Annotated in this window: 14 protein-coding genes; 13 read left to right on the top strand and 1 reads right to left on the bottom strand. The window is 63.4% G+C overall.

Annotated features, from left to right (window positions below; translation table 11 throughout):
* Window positions 1-46: 46 nt before the first annotated feature.
* The 7 genes from WFP36_RS03020 to WFP36_RS02990 all read left to right on the top strand — a co-directional run bounded on the left by WFP36_RS03020 (window position 47) and on the right by WFP36_RS02990 (window position 5,357).
* Complete coding sequence (locus WFP36_RS03020; RefSeq protein WP_336977725.1) at window positions 47-871, top strand: LD-carboxypeptidase; 825 nt, start codon at window positions 47-49, stop codon at window positions 869-871.
* A 38-nt stretch (window positions 872-909) separates the two neighbouring features.
* Entirely contained in the window at window positions 910-1,845 is a 936-nt protein-coding gene (gene fabD / locus WFP36_RS03015; protein ID WP_336977723.1) for an ACP S-malonyltransferase, read from the top strand.
* Window positions 1,846-1,906: 61 nt separating this feature from the next.
* Complete coding sequence (locus tag WFP36_RS03010) at window positions 1,907-2,299, top strand: GxxExxY protein (protein WP_336977721.1); 393 nt, start codon at window positions 1,907-1,909, stop codon at window positions 2,297-2,299.
* 52 nt (window positions 2,300-2,351) lie between these two features.
* A complete protein-coding gene (gene fabG, locus WFP36_RS03005) occupies window positions 2,352-3,104 on the top strand; it encodes a 3-oxoacyl-[acyl-carrier-protein] reductase (protein ID WP_336977720.1) in 753 nt (250 codons plus the stop codon).
* A gap of 44 nt (window positions 3,105-3,148) precedes the next feature.
* Window positions 3,149-3,682, top strand: a complete 534-nt coding sequence (locus WFP36_RS03000; RefSeq protein ID WP_336977718.1) for a hypothetical protein — start codon at window positions 3,149-3,151, stop codon at window positions 3,680-3,682.
* Window positions 3,683-3,840: 158 nt separating this feature from the next.
* Window positions 3,841-4,968: a DNA polymerase III subunit beta gene (gene dnaN, locus WFP36_RS02995; protein WP_336977717.1), complete on the top strand. Its 1,128-nt coding sequence runs from the start codon at window positions 3,841-3,843 to the stop codon at window positions 4,966-4,968.
* Window positions 4,968-5,357 (top strand): hypothetical protein, encoded by a 390-nt coding sequence (locus WFP36_RS02990; protein ID WP_336977715.1) that lies wholly within the window; start codon window positions 4,968-4,970, stop codon window positions 5,355-5,357. The genes dnaN and WFP36_RS02990 overlap by 1 nt, the downstream gene beginning before the upstream one ends.
* 120 nt (window positions 5,358-5,477) lie before the next feature.
* Here the strand turns inward: WFP36_RS02990 and WFP36_RS02985 are convergent, their stop codons facing one another.
* The gene (locus WFP36_RS02985) at window positions 5,478-6,794 is read right to left on the bottom strand and encodes an FAD-dependent oxidoreductase (protein ID WP_336977713.1); all 1,317 of its coding nucleotides are present in this window, start codon (window positions 6,792-6,794) and stop codon (window positions 5,478-5,480) included.
* A 306-nt stretch (window positions 6,795-7,100) separates the two neighbouring features.
* Between WFP36_RS02985 and WFP36_RS02980 the strand changes: the two genes are divergently transcribed.
* The 6 genes from WFP36_RS02980 to WFP36_RS02955 all read left to right on the top strand — a co-directional run bounded on the left by WFP36_RS02980 (window position 7,101) and on the right by WFP36_RS02955 (window position 16,705).
* Window positions 7,101-9,722, top strand: coding sequence for an EAL domain-containing protein (locus tag WFP36_RS02980; protein ID WP_336977711.1), 2,622 nt, complete (start codon window positions 7,101-7,103; stop codon window positions 9,720-9,722).
* 234 nt (window positions 9,723-9,956) lie between these two features.
* Entirely contained in the window at window positions 9,957-12,053 is a 2,097-nt protein-coding gene (locus WFP36_RS02975) for an EAL domain-containing protein (RefSeq protein WP_336977709.1), read from the top strand.
* A 48-nt stretch (window positions 12,054-12,101) separates the two neighbouring features.
* Window positions 12,102-13,919: a translation elongation factor 4 gene (gene lepA, locus WFP36_RS02970; protein ID WP_336977707.1), complete on the top strand. Its 1,818-nt coding sequence runs from the start codon at window positions 12,102-12,104 to the stop codon at window positions 13,917-13,919.
* Window positions 13,920-13,978: 59 nt separating this feature from the next.
* Entirely contained in the window at window positions 13,979-14,632 is a 654-nt protein-coding gene (locus WFP36_RS02965) for a TetR/AcrR family transcriptional regulator (protein WP_336977705.1), read from the top strand.
* An 85-nt stretch (window positions 14,633-14,717) separates the two neighbouring features.
* A complete protein-coding gene (locus tag WFP36_RS02960; protein ID WP_336977703.1) occupies window positions 14,718-15,083 on the top strand; it encodes a c-type cytochrome in 366 nt (121 codons plus the stop codon).
* Window positions 15,080-16,705, top strand: coding sequence for an FAD-binding oxidoreductase (locus WFP36_RS02955; protein WP_336977701.1), 1,626 nt, complete (start codon window positions 15,080-15,082; stop codon window positions 16,703-16,705). The genes WFP36_RS02960 and WFP36_RS02955 overlap by 4 nt, the downstream gene beginning before the upstream one ends.
* Window positions 16,706-16,805: the final 100 nt, after the last annotated feature.

Here is a 16,805-nt window from a genome sequence, read left to right as displayed (position 1 = left end):
CTATGCAGTTGTGCCGGACAACACAAGCCGACTATCAGGGGCAGGCATGACCCGCATCGCAATCTGTGCCCCGTCCACCCCGCTGACGCCCGAAGATGTGGCGCGGGTGGAGGCCGTGGCGGCGGAGTTCCCTTCGCTGGAACTGGCCTTTCACGAGCAGGTCTATCTCTCGCAAGGCCACTTTGCCGGTTCGGACGAACAGCGGCTGGCCGCCCTGCTGGAATGCGCCAACGATCCGGCGTTCGATGCCGTGTGGTTCGCGCGGGGCGGCTATGGCGCGAACCGGATCGCCGCGCAGGCCCTGGCGGGGATGGGCGAGGCGGCGCAGGGCAAGGTGTTCCTTGGCTATTCCGATGGCGGCTATCTGCTCGCAGCCCTCTACCGCGCGGGGATCGGTCAGGGGGTCCATGCGCCCATGCCGGTCGATATCCGGCGTGCCGGCGGCGAGAATGCCGTGCGCCGCAGCCTCGCATGGCTCGCGGGGGATCATTCCGGCCTCGAGCCGCATATCGACCAGCACCCCGTGGTGGCCTTCAACCTGATGACGCTCGCCATGCTGTGCGGCACCGAGCTGATGCCGGACCTTTCGGGCCATGTAGTGATGGTGGAGGAGGTCAGCGAATATCTCTACGCGGTGGACCGGTTGTTCTTCCACGTGACCCAGCACCTTTCGGACATTGCCGGGCTGCGGCTGGGCCGGGTGAGCGATGTGCCGGAAAATGACCGGCCTTTTGGATCGGAGCCCGAAGAGATCGCCCGCTTCTGGTGCGAACGCACAGGCATTCCCTTCCTCGGTTTCGCCGATATCGGGCATGACGAAGCCAACAGGATTGTTCCCTTCGGGCTTGCCTCCGCGCACGCGCAAACCTAACCGCGCGGGCCAGACAGCACGGGACAGGAGACTGAAACATGCGTGCATTCGTATTTCCGGGGCAGGGCAGCCAGAAGGTCGGCATGGGGGCGGAACTCGCCGATGCCAGCGCCATTGCCCGCGAAGTGTTCGAGGAAGTGGACGAGGCTCTCCAGCAGAAGCTCTCCACCATCATGCGCGAGGGTCCGGAAGACCAGCTGACGCTGACCGAGAATGCGCAGCCCGCGATCATGGCCAATGCCATCGCCACTCTGCGCGTGCTGGAGAAGGAAGGCGGGCTGACCATCGCCGACAAGGGCGATTGCGTGGCCGGCCACTCGCTGGGCGAATATACCGCCCTGTGCGCCGTGGGCGCCTTCTCGCTGGCCGACACGGCTCGCCTGCTCAAGCTGCGTGGCCAGGCCATGCAGGCTGCCGTGCCGGTGGGCGTGGGCGCGATGTGCGCGCTGCTTGGCGCTGATATCGCCAAGGCGCAGGCGCTGGCCGATGCTGCTGCCGAGGGTGAAGTGTGCCAGATCGCCAATGATAACGATCCGGGGCAGGTCGTGCTCTCCGGCCATCGCGCCGCGATCGAGCGGGCCGTGGCACTGGCCAAGGACCATGGCATCAAGCGCGGCGTGATCCTGCCGGTTTCCGCGCCCTTCCATTGCGATCTGATGGGGCAGGCGGCCGAGGCGATGGATAAGGCGCTGGCCGACCTTCCGCCCGCGGCCTTCCGCCTGCCGCTCTATGCCAATTTCACTGCCTCCGCCGTGAGCGACCCGGCCGAAGAGCGCGATCTGCTGGTAAAGCAGGTCTGCGGCCGCGTGCGCTGGCGCGAAAGCGTGATCGCCATGGGCGAAGCTGGTGTGACACATTTCGTCGAGCTGGGCGGCAAGGTCGTCGGCCCGATGATCGGCCGCACGGTGGAAGGCGTCACTGTATCCAGCGTGGTGACGATGGCGGATATCGAGGCTCTGGCCAAGGAACTCTGAGGGTTTTTGGGGTTCGCGCAAAGATCGCGAAGATCGCAGAGATTTTGATCGAGAGGTAGGGATGCTTGATGTCGATGCGATCAGTTCGGATGTGATTGGCGAGGCAATCCGGATTCATCGAGAACTGGGACCGGGTTTGCTGGAAAGCGTCTATGAGGCCGTGCTTGCTGCTGCGATGCAACGAAGGGGGTATCGTGTCTCCCGCCAGGTTCCTGTGGGAATCGAATATGACGGACTAACCATTGATGCAGCTTTCCGGATTGATCTTCTCATCGAGGGCACTCTGATCATAGAGATCAAATCGGTGGAGCAAGTTTCCAAGCTGCACGCGAAACAGTTGCTGACATATCTAAGATTGACCAAGCAGCCCCTTGGGCTGCTTCTAAATTTCTCCGGTATGACCATGAAGGAAGGCATTCGCCGTCTGGTCAATGATCATCGTCCAGGCGCATAATCCTTAGCGATCTTCGCGGTCTTTGCGCGAAACAAATGACAGGAATTAAATCATGTTCGACCTCACTGGCATGACTGCCCTCGTAACCGGCGCTTCGGGCGGGATCGGATCTTCCATTGCGCGTGCACTGGCCTCGCAGGGGGCGCGGCTGGCGCTTTCGGGTTCCAATTCGGCAAAGCTGCGCGCCTTTCGCGACGAGCTGAACGCCGAATACGGGCATGACCATGTCGAGATCACCTGCGACCTTTCCAACACCACTCAGGTCGAGGAACTGGTGCCCGCCACGGTGGATACGCTCGGCAAGATCGACATCCTCGTGAACAACGCCGGCATCACGCGCGACAACCTCGCCATGCGGATGAAGGACGAGGAGTGGGATCAGGTCATCAGGATCAATCTCGAGGCCGCCTTCCGCCTGATGCGCGCTGCCTGCAAGCCGATGATGAAGGCCCGTTTCGGTCGCATCGTCACTATCACCTCGGTGGTGGGTGCCACGGGCAATCCGGGCCAGGTGAACTACGCCGCCGCCAAGGCGGGCCTTGTCGGCATGTCCAAGTCGCTGGGCCAGGAAGTGGCCAGTCGCGGCATCACGGTGAACTGCGTTGCCCCCGGCTTCATCCGCACCGCGATGACCGACGTGCTGCCCGATGCGCAGAAGGATGCGCTCAACGCCCGCATCCCCATGGGCCGCATGGGCGAGGGCAGCGATATCGGCGCCGCCGTTGCCTATCTCGCCTCGAAGGAGGCGGGCTATGTCACTGGCCAGACGCTGCATGTGAATGGCGGCATGGCGATGATTTCCTGATTCATTTCCGCAACCTGCTTCACGCCCGCGAAAGGCCTGCTCCGATGCGTTTCCTCCTCGTTCCCGCGGCGGCCCTTGGCCTGCTTGCCTCCACTCCGGCACATGCCACGGCGCAGGAGGCGGTGGAGTGCCCTGTCGCCATCGTTCCGGCTGCCTTCGCGCGGGAGATCGCCGATGCCATGTCGACCGGGGAGCCTACGCCGGAACAACAGGATGCCCTTGCCGCAAAGGTGAAGGTGATCGGCGATGCCTGTCGCAGCGTCCATGAAATCGCCGCCGACCGGGAAGAGGATTATCTCAATCTCGCTATGGCCGGGATCGTGATGACCCGGCTCGCAGTGGACCTCGAGGAAGCCGGCATTCCGCCGTCCTTCATCGAGGAGGAAATGAATATCGGCGAGGGGCGGGTGAACCTCGTCGCCGATGAATTCCCGCAGGAAGTGGTGGATGCGCTGCTCGACAGGCTGGAAGCGAACGGGCTGGATACCGACGCGGTCAGCGAGCTGGATTGGCAGAAGGTCGGCGCTTATGCTGCGGCAACCGCGACCTATTACACGCTGGCAGGCTCATTTAACTGAACCCTTGCGGCACGGGACTGTGGTTTATCCCCAGATTCCGCCCCTTGCGGGAAACGCAACCTTGCGATGACAGCGTGCCGCGTTAAGGCTTGTTCCCCATGCAACCCGCGCTCCCGGGCGATTCAGCCCGTGCGCCCCAGGGGGACTGAATAGGAACGATGAAGGCAACCATCGAACGTGCGACGCTGCTGCGCTGCCTGTCCCATGTCCAGTCGGTGGTGGAACGGCGCAACACGATCCCCATCCTGTCGAACGTGCTGATTGACGCGTCGGCCGATGGCACCGTGCGCATCATGGCGACTGACCTCGATCTGCAAGTGGTCGAGAGCATGGCTGCTGTGTCGGTCGAAACGCCGGGCGCGCTCACCGTTTCGGCGCATCTCCTGTTCGACATCGCCCGCAAGCTGCCCGAAGGCAGCCAAGTGGGGCTCGAAGCCGCGGATAATCGCCTCACCGTGAAGGCCGGGCGCAGCCGCTTCCAGCTGCCTACACTGCCGCGCGACGATTTCCCGGTGATTGTGGAAGGCGATCTGCCGACCAGCTTCGAACTGCCTGCCCGCGTGCTGGCCGAACTGATCGACAAGACCCGCTTCGCGATCTCGACCGAGGAAACCCGTTATTACCTTAATGGTATTTTCCTGCATGTCTCGGACGATGGCCAGCCGCTGCTGAAGGCTGCCGCCACCGATGGCCACCGTCTCGCCCGCTATACGCTGCCGCGCCCCGATGGCGCCGAGGGCATGCCGGACGTGATCGTGCCGCGTAAGGCGGTTGGCGAGCTGCGTAAGCTGCTGGACGAGGCTCTGGACGGCAATGTCGAGATCGACCTGTCTGCCAGCAAGATCCGCTTCACGCTGGGCGGCGAGGGCGGCGTGGTGCTCACCAGCAAGCTGATCGACGGGACTTTCCCCGACTACAGCCGCGTGATCCCCACCGGTAACGACAAGCTGCTCAAGCTCGATCCGAAGAGCTTCTTCGAAGGCGTGGACCGCGTGGCGACTATCGCGACGGAGAAGACCCGCGCCGTGAAGATGGGGCTGGAACAGGATCGCGTCGTGCTCTCGGTCACCTCGCCCGATAACGGCACGGCGGCCGAAGAAGTGCCTGCCGCCTATTCGGCCGATACTTTCGAGATCGGCTTCAACGCCAATTACCTGAAAGACATCCTGCACCAGATCGAAGGCGATTCGGTGGAACTTCACCTCGCCGATGCGGGTGCGCCGACTCTGATCCGTCAGGATGAGAAGAGCCCGGCGCTCTACGTCCTTATGCCGATGCGGGTTTGATGAAATCGTTCCTGCTTGCCGCTTCGGCGGCGCTCGCCGCTGTGGCCGTTCCGGCCATGGCGGCGGAAGAGGCGGTCCCCACGACCCCGCAGGACGATATCGAATGTGCCGCCTGGGCCTCGTTCACCGGCAGTTTCGCGGAGGATGACCTCGCGGACAAGAGCATGGCGATGGCCTTCAACTATTTCCTCGGCCGCTATCAGGCAGTGGTAGGCGAGGATTTCGGCGATGCGCTGACTGAAGCGCTCAACGCAATGGATGGCGACCCTTCCGTCTACGAGCGTTACGACGCGATGTGTCAGCCGCGTTGGCTGGCTCACGGGCAGGCCCTGCAAGACTGGGCGGCAAGCGTTGCCGGGACGACCGTGGAAGACGGGTCGGCGAGCTGAGGGGTAACGCGGCGGGCTTGCGATTACCGCAGAGACTTTCGCTCCCTCCAGTTGCGAACTGTCAAAGGCAAATGCCTCTGGGGGAATTCCCCGGCCGGAAAGGCGTTCAATCCAGCGCCTTCATCCCAACGCTTTCATCATTGCGCCGATATCGACGAATTTTTCGCGCGGGGCGCCTTCGCGGGCGGCGCGTTCCTCGGCTTCCTCGATCTTCTTCCAGTCGCGGAAAGTGACGAGTTTTAGCCCGCGTTCCCGGGCGAGTGCGTCGAAGCCGGGGCGGCCCTGTTTCTTCGCTGGGCCAAGCACGCCCGAAGCGGCATCCTGTGCGATCTTGTCGGCGATGTCGAAACCGTCTGGCCGGTTGGTGCCGATCGTCCCCGAAGGCCCACGCCGGGCCCAGCCGACACAATAGAGACGGGGCATGATCCGCCCTTCGTCATTGGCGAAGCGGCCCTGCCTTTCGTCGAACGGGACGTCGGGAATGGGGGAACTGCGATAGCCGATGCAGGATACCACCAGCGAGGCGGGAATGCGGTAGGTTTCGCCCGTGCCATGGGCGCGGCCGGTCTTCACTTCCGTGCGCTCCACCTCGATGGCCTCGAGCCTGCCATTGCCGATCAGCGCCTTGGGCGAAGCGAAGAAGTCGAACTCGATCTCGATGGGCTTTTCGGCATGGATCGCCTCGGGAATTGCGGCGAAGCCCCGCAGATGGGTGACCGATTTCCGCAGGCCCGGCTCCAGCAAGGCGTCGTCGCCTTCCGGCGGCAGGTCGCGCTGATCGACCCTGGGTGATGCCCGTTCGAGCAGGGCCAGTTCGCCCAGTTCCTTGGGCGTCATCATGATCTGGTGTGGTCCGCGCCGCCCGAGGATCACGATCCGCTCGATCCGCGATTGGCCCAGCAGGTCGAGCGCGTGGCCGACAATGTCACTGCCTTCGAATTCCCGCCGCGATTTGGAAAGGATGCGGGCGACGTCGAGCGCGACATTGCCCATGCCGATGACCACAGCCGTCTTGCCCGACAAATCCGGATCGAGCGCGGCGAATTGCGGATGGCCATTATACCAGCCGACGAAAGCCGCGCTGCCGAAGACGTTGGGCAGATCGTCTCCGGGCAAGTCCAGCGAACGATCCACGGGCGCACCGGTGGCCAGTACCACCGCGTCGTAGAGGCGCTGCAATTCGGGAATGGTCACGTCCTTGCCGATGGTGACATTGCCCACGAAACGCACATTCTCGCTCAGCGCGGTCTGCTCGTAGCGGCGCGAGACGCCCTTGATCGACTGATGATCGGGCGCGACCCCGGTGCGGATCAAGCCGTAGGGGACGGGCAGGCAATCGAACACGTCGATCCGCGCATCCTCCCCGAAGGCTTTCTGCACAGCCTCCGCAGTGTAATATCCCGCCGGTCCGGACCCGATGATCGCCACATGCCGCATCGCCCATCTCCCCGATTTCCGCGCCTTCCGGCCGCGGTTTTTCCGGCGTCCGTACAGTGCAAGCTGCCATGGGCGCGGCTTGCCTGCAATCCCCGGTAAAACCGTCGGAATCCGGCGGCGTGATTTGCTTGCCCGGCAATTAACGCTTTCTCAAAGCGGAACTGGCAACGGGCGAATATGGCGGTCGCTGCATCCAGACGAAACTCGATCCTGAAGGAAGGAGGGGAAGGCCTCGCCCGACAGGCCGAAGCGGCCCATTTAAACACTGACGATGCGCCTGGCAGCGTTGCTCCAGGGGTGGCCCCGGTGGCCGAGCGTCTCGCCATTGCCGAGCGTCATACCGTCCGCAATTCACGGTCCCGTTCGCGCCGGATGGACACGGGGGAATTCGTTCCTTCGCTCGTCGCAGCGCAATGGCCGCATATGGCGCCCGTTGTCGTGGTGACGCTGGCCTTTGCCGGCATCGTCGCGCATTCCGTGCCCCCGCTGGTGTCCCTCTTGCTCGCCATTGTCGCAGCGACGGTTCCGCTTGCGACGCCGATCGTCCGCAAGCTCGAAAAGCGCAGGAAGACCACGCTGGCACTCCGCATCGGCACGATGCTGCTGACAGTGGGTGTGCCTATGCTCGCTTATGGTTTCGCCGTGGGGCTCTGGGCAGTTGGAGGAGGTGTGACGTGGCCTCTCGCGCTGGGCGTGCTGATCGTCACCACCTCGCTTGCCGCCATTCTCCAGAGTGCCAAGGCGCCCGGGCTCTTCACCGCCCAGATCTCCTGTTGGACGGCAGTCGCGGTAGTGACCGGGTCCAGCATATCCTATGCATTGCTGGCAGGCTGCATCGCCTTTTCCGTGCTGGTCAGCCGGCGCCAGATGCAACTGACCCGCCGGAAGAAGGAACAGGAGTTCGAACGAAACCGTATCCGCGACCGGGCCGAGGATATCCTCAACGATTACGAGGAAACCGGGCAGGGCTGGTTCTGGGAAACGGATCGCCGGGGGTTGCTGACCTATATCTCGCCCACGGTCGCCAAGGTGCTCGGGCATGAGGATGTTCAGCTCTTGGCTGGCACGGGTTTCACTGACTTGTTCGATCTCGAAGCGAACAGTGCGGATGGGGAACGCAGGCTGACTTTCCATCTGTCAGCCCGTTCGTCCTTTCAGGAACTGGCGGTGCGGGCTGCGGTGCAGGAGGAGCGCTGGTGGTCGGTTAGCGGCCGCCCGATCTATGACGAATTCGGCAATTTCGTGGGGTATCGCGGTTCGGGCACCGATCTGACCGAACGCAAGCGGTCGCAGGAAAAAGCCTCGCGCCTTGCCCATTACGATTCGCTCACCGGCCTCGCCAACCGCTTCAAGATGTCGCAGTCGCTGGAGAAGATTCTTCACGCGCCCTTCGAGATGCACCGCTGCTGTGCGGTGCTGCTGCTCGATCTCGACCGCTTCAAGCAGGTCAACGACACGATGGGCCATCCAGCGGGCGATGCGCTGCTGAAGCAGGTGGCCCAGCGGCTCGAGCGGACCGTGGGCGAGAAGGGGCTGGTCGGCCGCCTGGGCGGCGACGAATTCGAGGTGATCGTTCCCGGCAGCGTCAATCGCGACCGGTTGGCCTATCTCTCGCAGGACATCATCAATTCCCTCTCGCAGCCCTATTCCATCGAAGGGCACCGCGTGGTCATCGGTGCATCGGTCGGAATCTCCATCGCGCCAGACCATGGTGCCACCAGCGAGGCATTGATCCGCAATGCGGACCTTGCGCTTTACGCGGCCAAGGATGGCGGGCGCGGGCGCTATCATTTCTACGCCGACGATCTGCATTCGCGCGCTGAGGAACGCCGCCAGTTGGAGCAGGATTTGCGCGATGCGATCAGCCATGGCGGGCTGGAACTCTATTACCAGCCGGTGGTCGACACCGCGACCGAACAGATCAGCGGTTTCGAGGCGTTGATGCGCTGGAACCATCCGACGCGTGGGGCCATGTCGCCCTCGCGCTTCATCGAGGTGGCGGAAGAGGCCGGTCTTATCGGGCAGATGGGCGAATGGGCCCTGCGCACGGCCTGCCGCGATCTGGCAAGCTGGCCCGGCAATGTCCGCGTGGCTGTGAATGTTTCGGCACTGCAATTCGCCAATCCGCAACTGCCGGCCATCGTTACCAGTGCGATCGCGGAAGCCGGGGTCGAGCCGGAACGGCTCGAACTGGAGATAACCGAAAGCGTCTTCCTCGACGATAATGAGGGCACCGATGCGATGTTCGCGGCGCTCAAGGGCGTGGGCGTGCGCCTCGCGCTCGACGATTTCGGAACCGGCTATTCCTCGCTCGGCTATCTGAAGAAGGCGCCGTTCGACAAGATTAAGATCGACCAGAGCTTCGTGCGCGGGGCGACCCAGCCGGGCAGCCGCAACGGCGCGATCATTGCCTCGATCACCAGCCTTGCCCAGGCACTGGGGATGGAAACCACGGCCGAGGGCGTCGAGACGCTGGATGAGCTGGACCTCATCCGCCTGCAGGGCTGCAGCCATGTGCAGGGCTTCATCTATGAGCAGCCGCTTTCCGCCAGTGCTGCCGCAGACCGTCTGCGCACCGGCCTTGCTGCGGTCGCGCGTGGCCCGCGTTCGGCCCGTGCGCCCCGCCAGACCATGCTGCGCAAGGTGGTGCTGGACCATGCCGGCCAGCTCTATAACGGCACGATCCGCAACATCTCCATAACTGGCGCCCTGATCGAAGGCCTGTGGAACGTGCCGGACGGCACGGTCTTCCGCATTCGGCTGTCCGCCAGCCACGCCATCACCGCCACGGCGCGCTGGTGCGAGGAAGACCGGATCGGCGTGGAATTCGCAACGCCATTGCAGCGCGATGCCAGCGGCCGCATCGCCATCATGAGCGAGGCCGGGCCCGATCTGGAACGTCATATCGCGGTGCGCAAGTCGGCGTGAGCGGCCCGACAGCTTCGCTCCAGCGTGGCCGAGCGAGCGCTGCTTAGCGATTTATAAACCCTGTGTGTTTAGAATGATGACAGGCAGGCAATCATGGCTGCCCTCTATGGTGACAGCAGGAATTCGGGATTGAGCAGGGGCATTTTGAGAGGGTTGCGGGGCGGCAGGAGCGTCGCCGCCGAAGCTGCGCCACCGCCCATTCCCTTGGGCGAGGCGGAACGCCGTCTTGCCCTGATGGCGGAATATGAAAAGTCCGGCATCGGCTGGTTCTGGGAAACCGACGAACACGGCTATGTCACCTATCTTTCCGAACCGATGGCCGAATTGTTCGGCAAGGCGCCGGAGATCCTCGCCGTCACGCCGTTCCACTCGCTGTTCGTTACCGAGCAGGCGGGCGACGGTTCCACCCCGCGCAACCTTTCGCTGCTGTTCGGCGGGCGCAAGACTTTCAACGGCCTGACTGTCCGCGCCGATATCGACGACAAGGATTATTACTGGCAGCTGAGCGGCAAGCCGCAATTCGATGCCGAGGGGAATTTCCGGGGCTATCGCGGCCATGGCGGCGACATCACCGAGAGCCGCCGCGCCGAGAACGAGACCGAGCGGCTGGCACAGTTCGATTCCCTTACCGGCCTTGCCAATCGGCCGCGCATGCAGCGCAAGATCGACGCGATGCTTACTGCGTTCCGCGCCGCCAAGCGCAACTGCGCTATCATGATGTTCGACCTCGACCGCTTCAAGCAGGTCAACGACACGCTGGGCCACAAGGCCGGGGACGAGTTGCTCAAGCAGGTCGCCCAGCGCATCCAGCGCGTGTTCGACACGACCTGCGAGATCGGCCGCCTGGGCGGCGACGAATTCCAGGTGCTGATTCCGGATATCGACGATCGCGGACGGCTGGGGGAACTCGCCAAGAACGCCATCTCCATGCTGACTCAGCCCTATTCGCTGTCGGAAGGGCGTTGCACCATCGGTGCGTCGATCGGCATCGCCATCGCGCCCTATGACGGCGTGACCCGCGAAGAAGTGGTCCATAGCGCCGACATCGCACTTTATGCGGCCAAGAATGGCGGGCGAGGCCAGTTCCGCTTCTATTCCAGCGATCTGCAGAACGAATCCCAGCTGCGTCGCGAACTCGAGCGCGATCTGCGCGGGGCGCTCGAAAAGGGCCAGTTGACGCTGGAATATCAGCCGATCGTCTCGGTGAAGAGCAATCGCATCATCGCGCTGGAAGCGTTGCTGCGCTGGTATCATCCCGAACGCGGCAAGATTTCTCCGGAAATCTTCATTCCGCTGGCCGAGGAGAGCAATCTCATCTCCACCATTGGAGAATGGGTGCTGCGCCGGGCCTGCGAAGACGCCATGAATTGGCCTGACGACGTGCGCGTCAGCGTCAATATTTCCGAACAGCAGATCATCACGCAGGGCCTCTCGAAGATCGTGGCCAATGCGCTCGCCTCCACTGGCCTGCCTGCCGACCGGCTGGAATGCGAGCTGAAGGAAAGCGTGCATTTCGGCGATGGCGATGTGAGCGAGCGCGAATTGAAGGCCCTGCGCCGGCTGGGCGTGCGTCTGGCGCTGGACGATTTCGGCACGGGGGTGTCTTCGCTCGGCTATCTCAGGCGCGCACCTTTCGAGACGATCAAGATCGATCCGAGCTTTCTGCGCGGCGCGTTCGAGGATGGCAGCCGCAATGGCGAGCTGATCGGCGCGATCGTGGCGCTGGCCAATGCGCTCAATATCGAGACAGTGGCCGAAGGCGTGGAGGCGATGGAAGAGTATCGCCTCGTCACCGAACAGGGCGTGAAGAACGTACAGGGCTTCGTCTATTCGCAGCCGCTCGCGCCTGAGGAAGTCGAGGAACTGCTTGCCGGGCATGACCGGGAAATCATGCCGAACGGCCCGGAAAAGCAGCGTTCCGAGCGCCGCAAGCTCTATCGCCGCATCCATGTGATCCATGAGGATCATTATTACGACGTCGTCCTGCGCGATCTCTCGCGCACTGGCGCGATGATCGAAGGCCTGCTCGATGTTCCGGTGGGGACCGAGTTCGTGCTCGATTTCGGGGAAGGCCAGCTTGCGGTGGCGCAGGTGGTCCGCAGCCATCAGGACCAGCAGGGCCTCACCTTCGAGACGCCGCTGGTGGAAGACGGGGCAGGGGGGCTGTGTACCCGCAACCGCGTTTCGCCCTATCTACTCGCCGCCGGCGGCCTGCCGCTGGCGCAATTGCCGCCGGGGCATTTCCCGCTGGCGGAAAAGGCCGAGAACCCCATGCTGCTCTCCGTTCCGCGCTTTGGGACGAAGAACCTCAAGGCCAAGCTGGAATATTGACGCATTCCGCCTGCTGACAGGGCGTTTCAGTCCGGCTAAGGGCGCGGGATGACCGAGCTTTCGCAGATCCGCAATTTTTCGATTATCGCGCATATCGACCATGGGAAGAGCACCCTGGCCGACCGGCTGATTCAGTTCACCGGCGGGCTGACCGAGCGTGAAATGAGCGAGCAAGTCCTTGATAACATGGACATTGAGCGCGAGCGCGGGATCACCATCAAGGCCCAGACCGTGCGCCTGAACTATACGGCCAAGGATGGGCAGACCTATGAGCTGAACCTCATGGACACGCCCGGCCATGTCGACTTCGCCTATGAGGTGAGCCGCAGCCTTGCCGCCTGCGAAGGCGCGCTGCTGGTGGTGGACGCGGCGCAGGGCGTGGAAGCGCAGACGCTCGCCAATGTCTATCAGTCGATCGAGCACGATCACGAGATCGTCCCCGTCATCAACAAGATCGACCTGCCCGCCGCCGAGCCCGAGAAGGTCCGCGCCGAGATCGAGGACATCATCGGCATCGATGCATCCGAAGCCGTCCTCGCCAGCGCCAAGAGCGGCATCGGCATCGCCGAAGTGCTCGAAGCCGTGGTCCAGAAGATCCCCGCCCCCAAGGGCGACCGCGAGGCGGCGCTCAAGGCGATGCTGGTGGATAGCTGGTACGATCCCTATCTGGGCGTCGTCATCCTCGTGCGCGTGATCGACGGGGTCATCAAGAAGGGCCTGCAGGTCAAGTTCATGCAGGGCGGCACCCAGCATCTGATCGACCGCGTGGGCTGCTTCACGCCCAAGCGCATCGAACTGCCGGAACTCGGCCCGGGCGAAATCGGCTTCATCACCGCACAGATCAAGGAAGTCGAACAGGCCAAGGTGGGTGACACGATCACTACCGTGAAGGGCGGCGCGACCGAGGCCCTGCCGGGCTACAAGGAAGTGCAGCCCGTGGTGTTCTGCGGCCTCTTCCCCGTGGATGCAGCCGATTTCGAGAAGCTGCGCGAAAGCATCGGCAAGCTGCGCCTCAACGATGCCAGCTTCAGCTTCGAAATGGAAAGCTCCGCCGCGCTGGGCTTCGGCTTCCGCTGCGGCTTCCTCGGCCTGCTGCATCTGGAAATCATCCAGGAACGCCTGACGCGCGAATACGATCTCGACCTGATCACTACCGCGCCGTCCGTGGTCTATCGCATCCAGCTGCGCGCTTCCAAGACGGAGGATGCGCAGGAAATCTTCCTTCACAACCCGGCCGACTATCCCGATCCCAGCCGGATCGAGACGATCGAGGAACCGTGGATCAAGGCCACGATCTACACGCCGGACGAATATCTCGGCTCGATCCTCAAGCTCTGTCAGGATCGCCGCGGTATCCAGACCGACCTCACTTACGTGGGCGGCCGCGCGCAGGTGAGCTACGAACTGCCGCTCAACGAAGTGGTGTTCGACTTCTACGACCGTCTGAAGAGCATCAGCCGCGGCTATGCCAGCTTCGACTATGAACAGATCGGCATGCGCGAGGGCGACCTCGTCAAGATGGGCATCATGGTCAATGGCGATCCGGTGGACGCGCTGAGCATGATCGTCCACCGCTCCGTGGCCGAGGAACGCGGCCGCCACATGTGTGAGCGCCTGAAGGACCTCATCCCCCGCCACCTGTTCAAGATCCCGATCCAGGCAGCCATCGGCGGCAAGGTGATCGCCCGCGAGACGATCAGCGCCATGCGCAAGGACGTGACCGCCAAATGCTATGGCGGCGACATCACCCGCAAGAAGAAGCTGCTGGAAAAGCAGAAGAAGGGCAAAGCCAAGATGCGGGAATACGGCAATGTGTCGATCCCGCAGGAAGCCTTCATTGCCGCGCTGCGGATGGGCGAGGAGTAACCCTCTCCCAGATTCAAGCGCAGGTTGGCCCATCGGGCGTTTGCGGCTAGGCAGGCGCGATGGAACATCATGCGCAGGAACGACGGCTTGAAGTCGGGCGGCAAAGGCGGGCGCGGACTCGGGCGAATATCGTGGCGGCGGCGTTCGATCTGTTCGGCAGCGAGGAAGGCCTGTTCACCCGGATCGAGGATATCGCGGCCAAGGCGGGGGTGACGCGCGCGACATTCTACAATCACTTCAGCGGCATGGCGGAACTGCGCGAGGCAGTGAGCTATGAAGTGACGCATGATTTCCTCGAGATCGTCAATGCCACTACGGCGCGAATGCCGGACCCGCGCGAGCGGGCGAGCACTGCCATCCGCTTCTATCTCCACCGCGCGCTGCAGGATCGGCGCTGGGCGTGGTCGATGGTGAATATCAGCGCCAATGGCATCGTCTTCGGTGCGGAAACCCACCGGCAGGCGGAACTCACCGTGGCAGAGGGAATGGAGGCCGGGCTGCTGCATCTGCGCAGCAGCGTGCTGGGTCGCGATCTGGTGCTGGGCACCACGCTTTCCTCCATTTCCACCATGCTGCGGGGGGAAGGCGAGGCCGATCATCCCGAGCTTGTAGCGGGGCATATATTGCTCGCCATGGGGGTGCCGTTCGACACTGCGCGCGAAATCGCGAACCGACCGCTTCCCCAGCTGGAAGAAGCCGCGGGTATGTTTTGATGCTAAGTTGACGAAGTGTAAAATTTAAAATAGCTCTCCCGCTGTACGGCGCCGCGCAACGATGGCTGCCGACGGGAGAGGATGCATGTTTTCACTCGGATTGATCCGGGGAATGCCCCTGCGTGCCGTGCTGGCCGCAGCGGGCTTTGCAGGGATTGCGGGGATCGCCGCCCTGGCGGTGCCCGCCCAGTCCGCCACTGGCGACAATACCCCCGCGCCGCGCGATGCGGAACGAATCTATCGTTCCACCTGCGGCTATTGCCATGGCCATAATGTCGGCCCGATCATCCGGGGCAGGGCCCTGCCGCCCGGGGCGATCGAGGCGATGGTCCGCAGCGGCAATGGCGCCATGCCGGCCTTCCGCCCCACCGAGATCACCAATGAAGAACTGGCGGCGCTGGCCAGATGGATCAGCGCATCGAAGGCCGACCCGAAGGAGCATGGGCAATGAGCGCGATTTCCCGCCGTGACGTGCTGCGCGCGGGCGCAGCCGGTTCCATGCTGGTGGCGGCGTCCGGCGCGGTCGCCTCTCCGCTCGACGGGCCGCGCATGTTGCCGCGCGACATGGACAAGGGCGCCTTTGCCGCCGCGCTGAAGGAACTGCGCGCCATCGTGGGCGATGAATGGGTCTTCGCGGATGAGGAGAGCACGATCTCCTATCGCAAGAGCTTCATTCCCGACGTGCGGGGCGAGCATATCCCCTCGGGCGCGGTTGCCCCGGCCAGTGTGGAGCAGGTGCAGGCGATCCTGCGCGTGGCGAACAAATATCGCCTGCCGCTCTGGCCGGTCTCGACCGGCAAGAACATGGGCTATGGCTGTGCCACGCCCGCCAGCACCGGACAGATGGTGCTGGATATGAAGCGGATGAACCGCATCCTCGATTTCGATGCCGAACTGGGCACGATCCTGGTGGAGCCGGGCGTCACTTATCAGGACATCCACGATTATATCGAGGCGAACGATCTGCCCTACTGGATCGACGTTCCAACCGTCGGCCCGATCGTCTCCATGGTGGGCAATACGCTGGAACGCGGGGTGGGCTATACGCCCTATGGCGATCACTTCTTCATGCAATGCGGCATGGAAGTGGTGCTGGCGGACGGCACGATCCTGAAGACGGGCATGGGATCGGTGAAGGATTCCACCACCTGGCAGGCGTTCAAATGGGGGTACGGGCCCTATCTGGACGGGATTTTCACACAGTCGAACTTCGGCGTGGTGACCAAGCTGGGCATGTGGCTGATGCCGCGCCCGCCGGTCTACAAGCCCTTCGTGGTCCGCTATTCCGACGTCGGCGATGTGGCGAAGGCGACCGATACGATCCGGCCCTTCCGCATGAACAACCTCATCCCCAACGGGGTGCTGATGATGGGGGCGCTCTACCAGCTCGCCATGTTCAAGCGCCGGACCGATATTTTCGGTGGCGACGGTCCGATCCCGCTCAATGTCCTGCAGGCCGAGGCGAAGCGCAACGGGCTGGGCATGTGGAACACCTATTTCGCGCTTTACGGCACGGACGAGATCATCGCCGCGACCGAGAAGATCGTGCGCGCCGCCTTCGAGGCTTCGGGCGGCGAGGTGCTGACCGAGGCGGAGATGACCGGCAATCCGTGGTTCGAGCATCACAAGACGCTGATGCGCGGCGGCATGACGCTGGAGGAAATCGGCCTCGTGCGCTGGCGCGGGCTGGGCGGGGCTGTTGCCTTCGCGCCGGTCGCCCCGGCCAAGGGAGCGGAGACACTCGGCCAGACCGCGCTGGCGACCGAGATCATGAACAAATACGGCTTCGACTATGCTCCGGCCTATGCCGTGGGCGGTCGGGAGCTGCACCACATCATCTTCCTGATGTACGACAAGGGCAGCGACGAGGAAGCCCTGCGCGCCGAAGCCTGCATCAACGAGATGATCGACCGTTTCGGCGAGAAGGGCTGGTGCGCCTATCGCTCCGCCGTTTCGACGATGGACCGGATCGCGGCACAATATGGCGAGGCGAACCGCCAGGTGAATGCCCGGATCAAGCAGGCGCTCGATCCCAATCACATCATCGCCCCCGGCAAGCAGGGGATCGCCTGATGTAACGAACAGGCGCTCCCTTTTGGGAGCGCCCGGCGGCCGGAGCGCAGTCCAACCCCCCTTTTCCTGGACTGCGTTCCGGTCGCTTTCCGGCCAGAGA

Source organism: Fulverythrobacter fulvus, assembly GCF_037154085.1.
In the GTDB taxonomy this organism is placed as follows: domain Bacteria; phylum Pseudomonadota; class Alphaproteobacteria; order Sphingomonadales; family Sphingomonadaceae; genus Andeanibacterium; species Andeanibacterium fulvum.
This window is presented reverse-complemented; position numbering and strand designations above follow the sequence as displayed.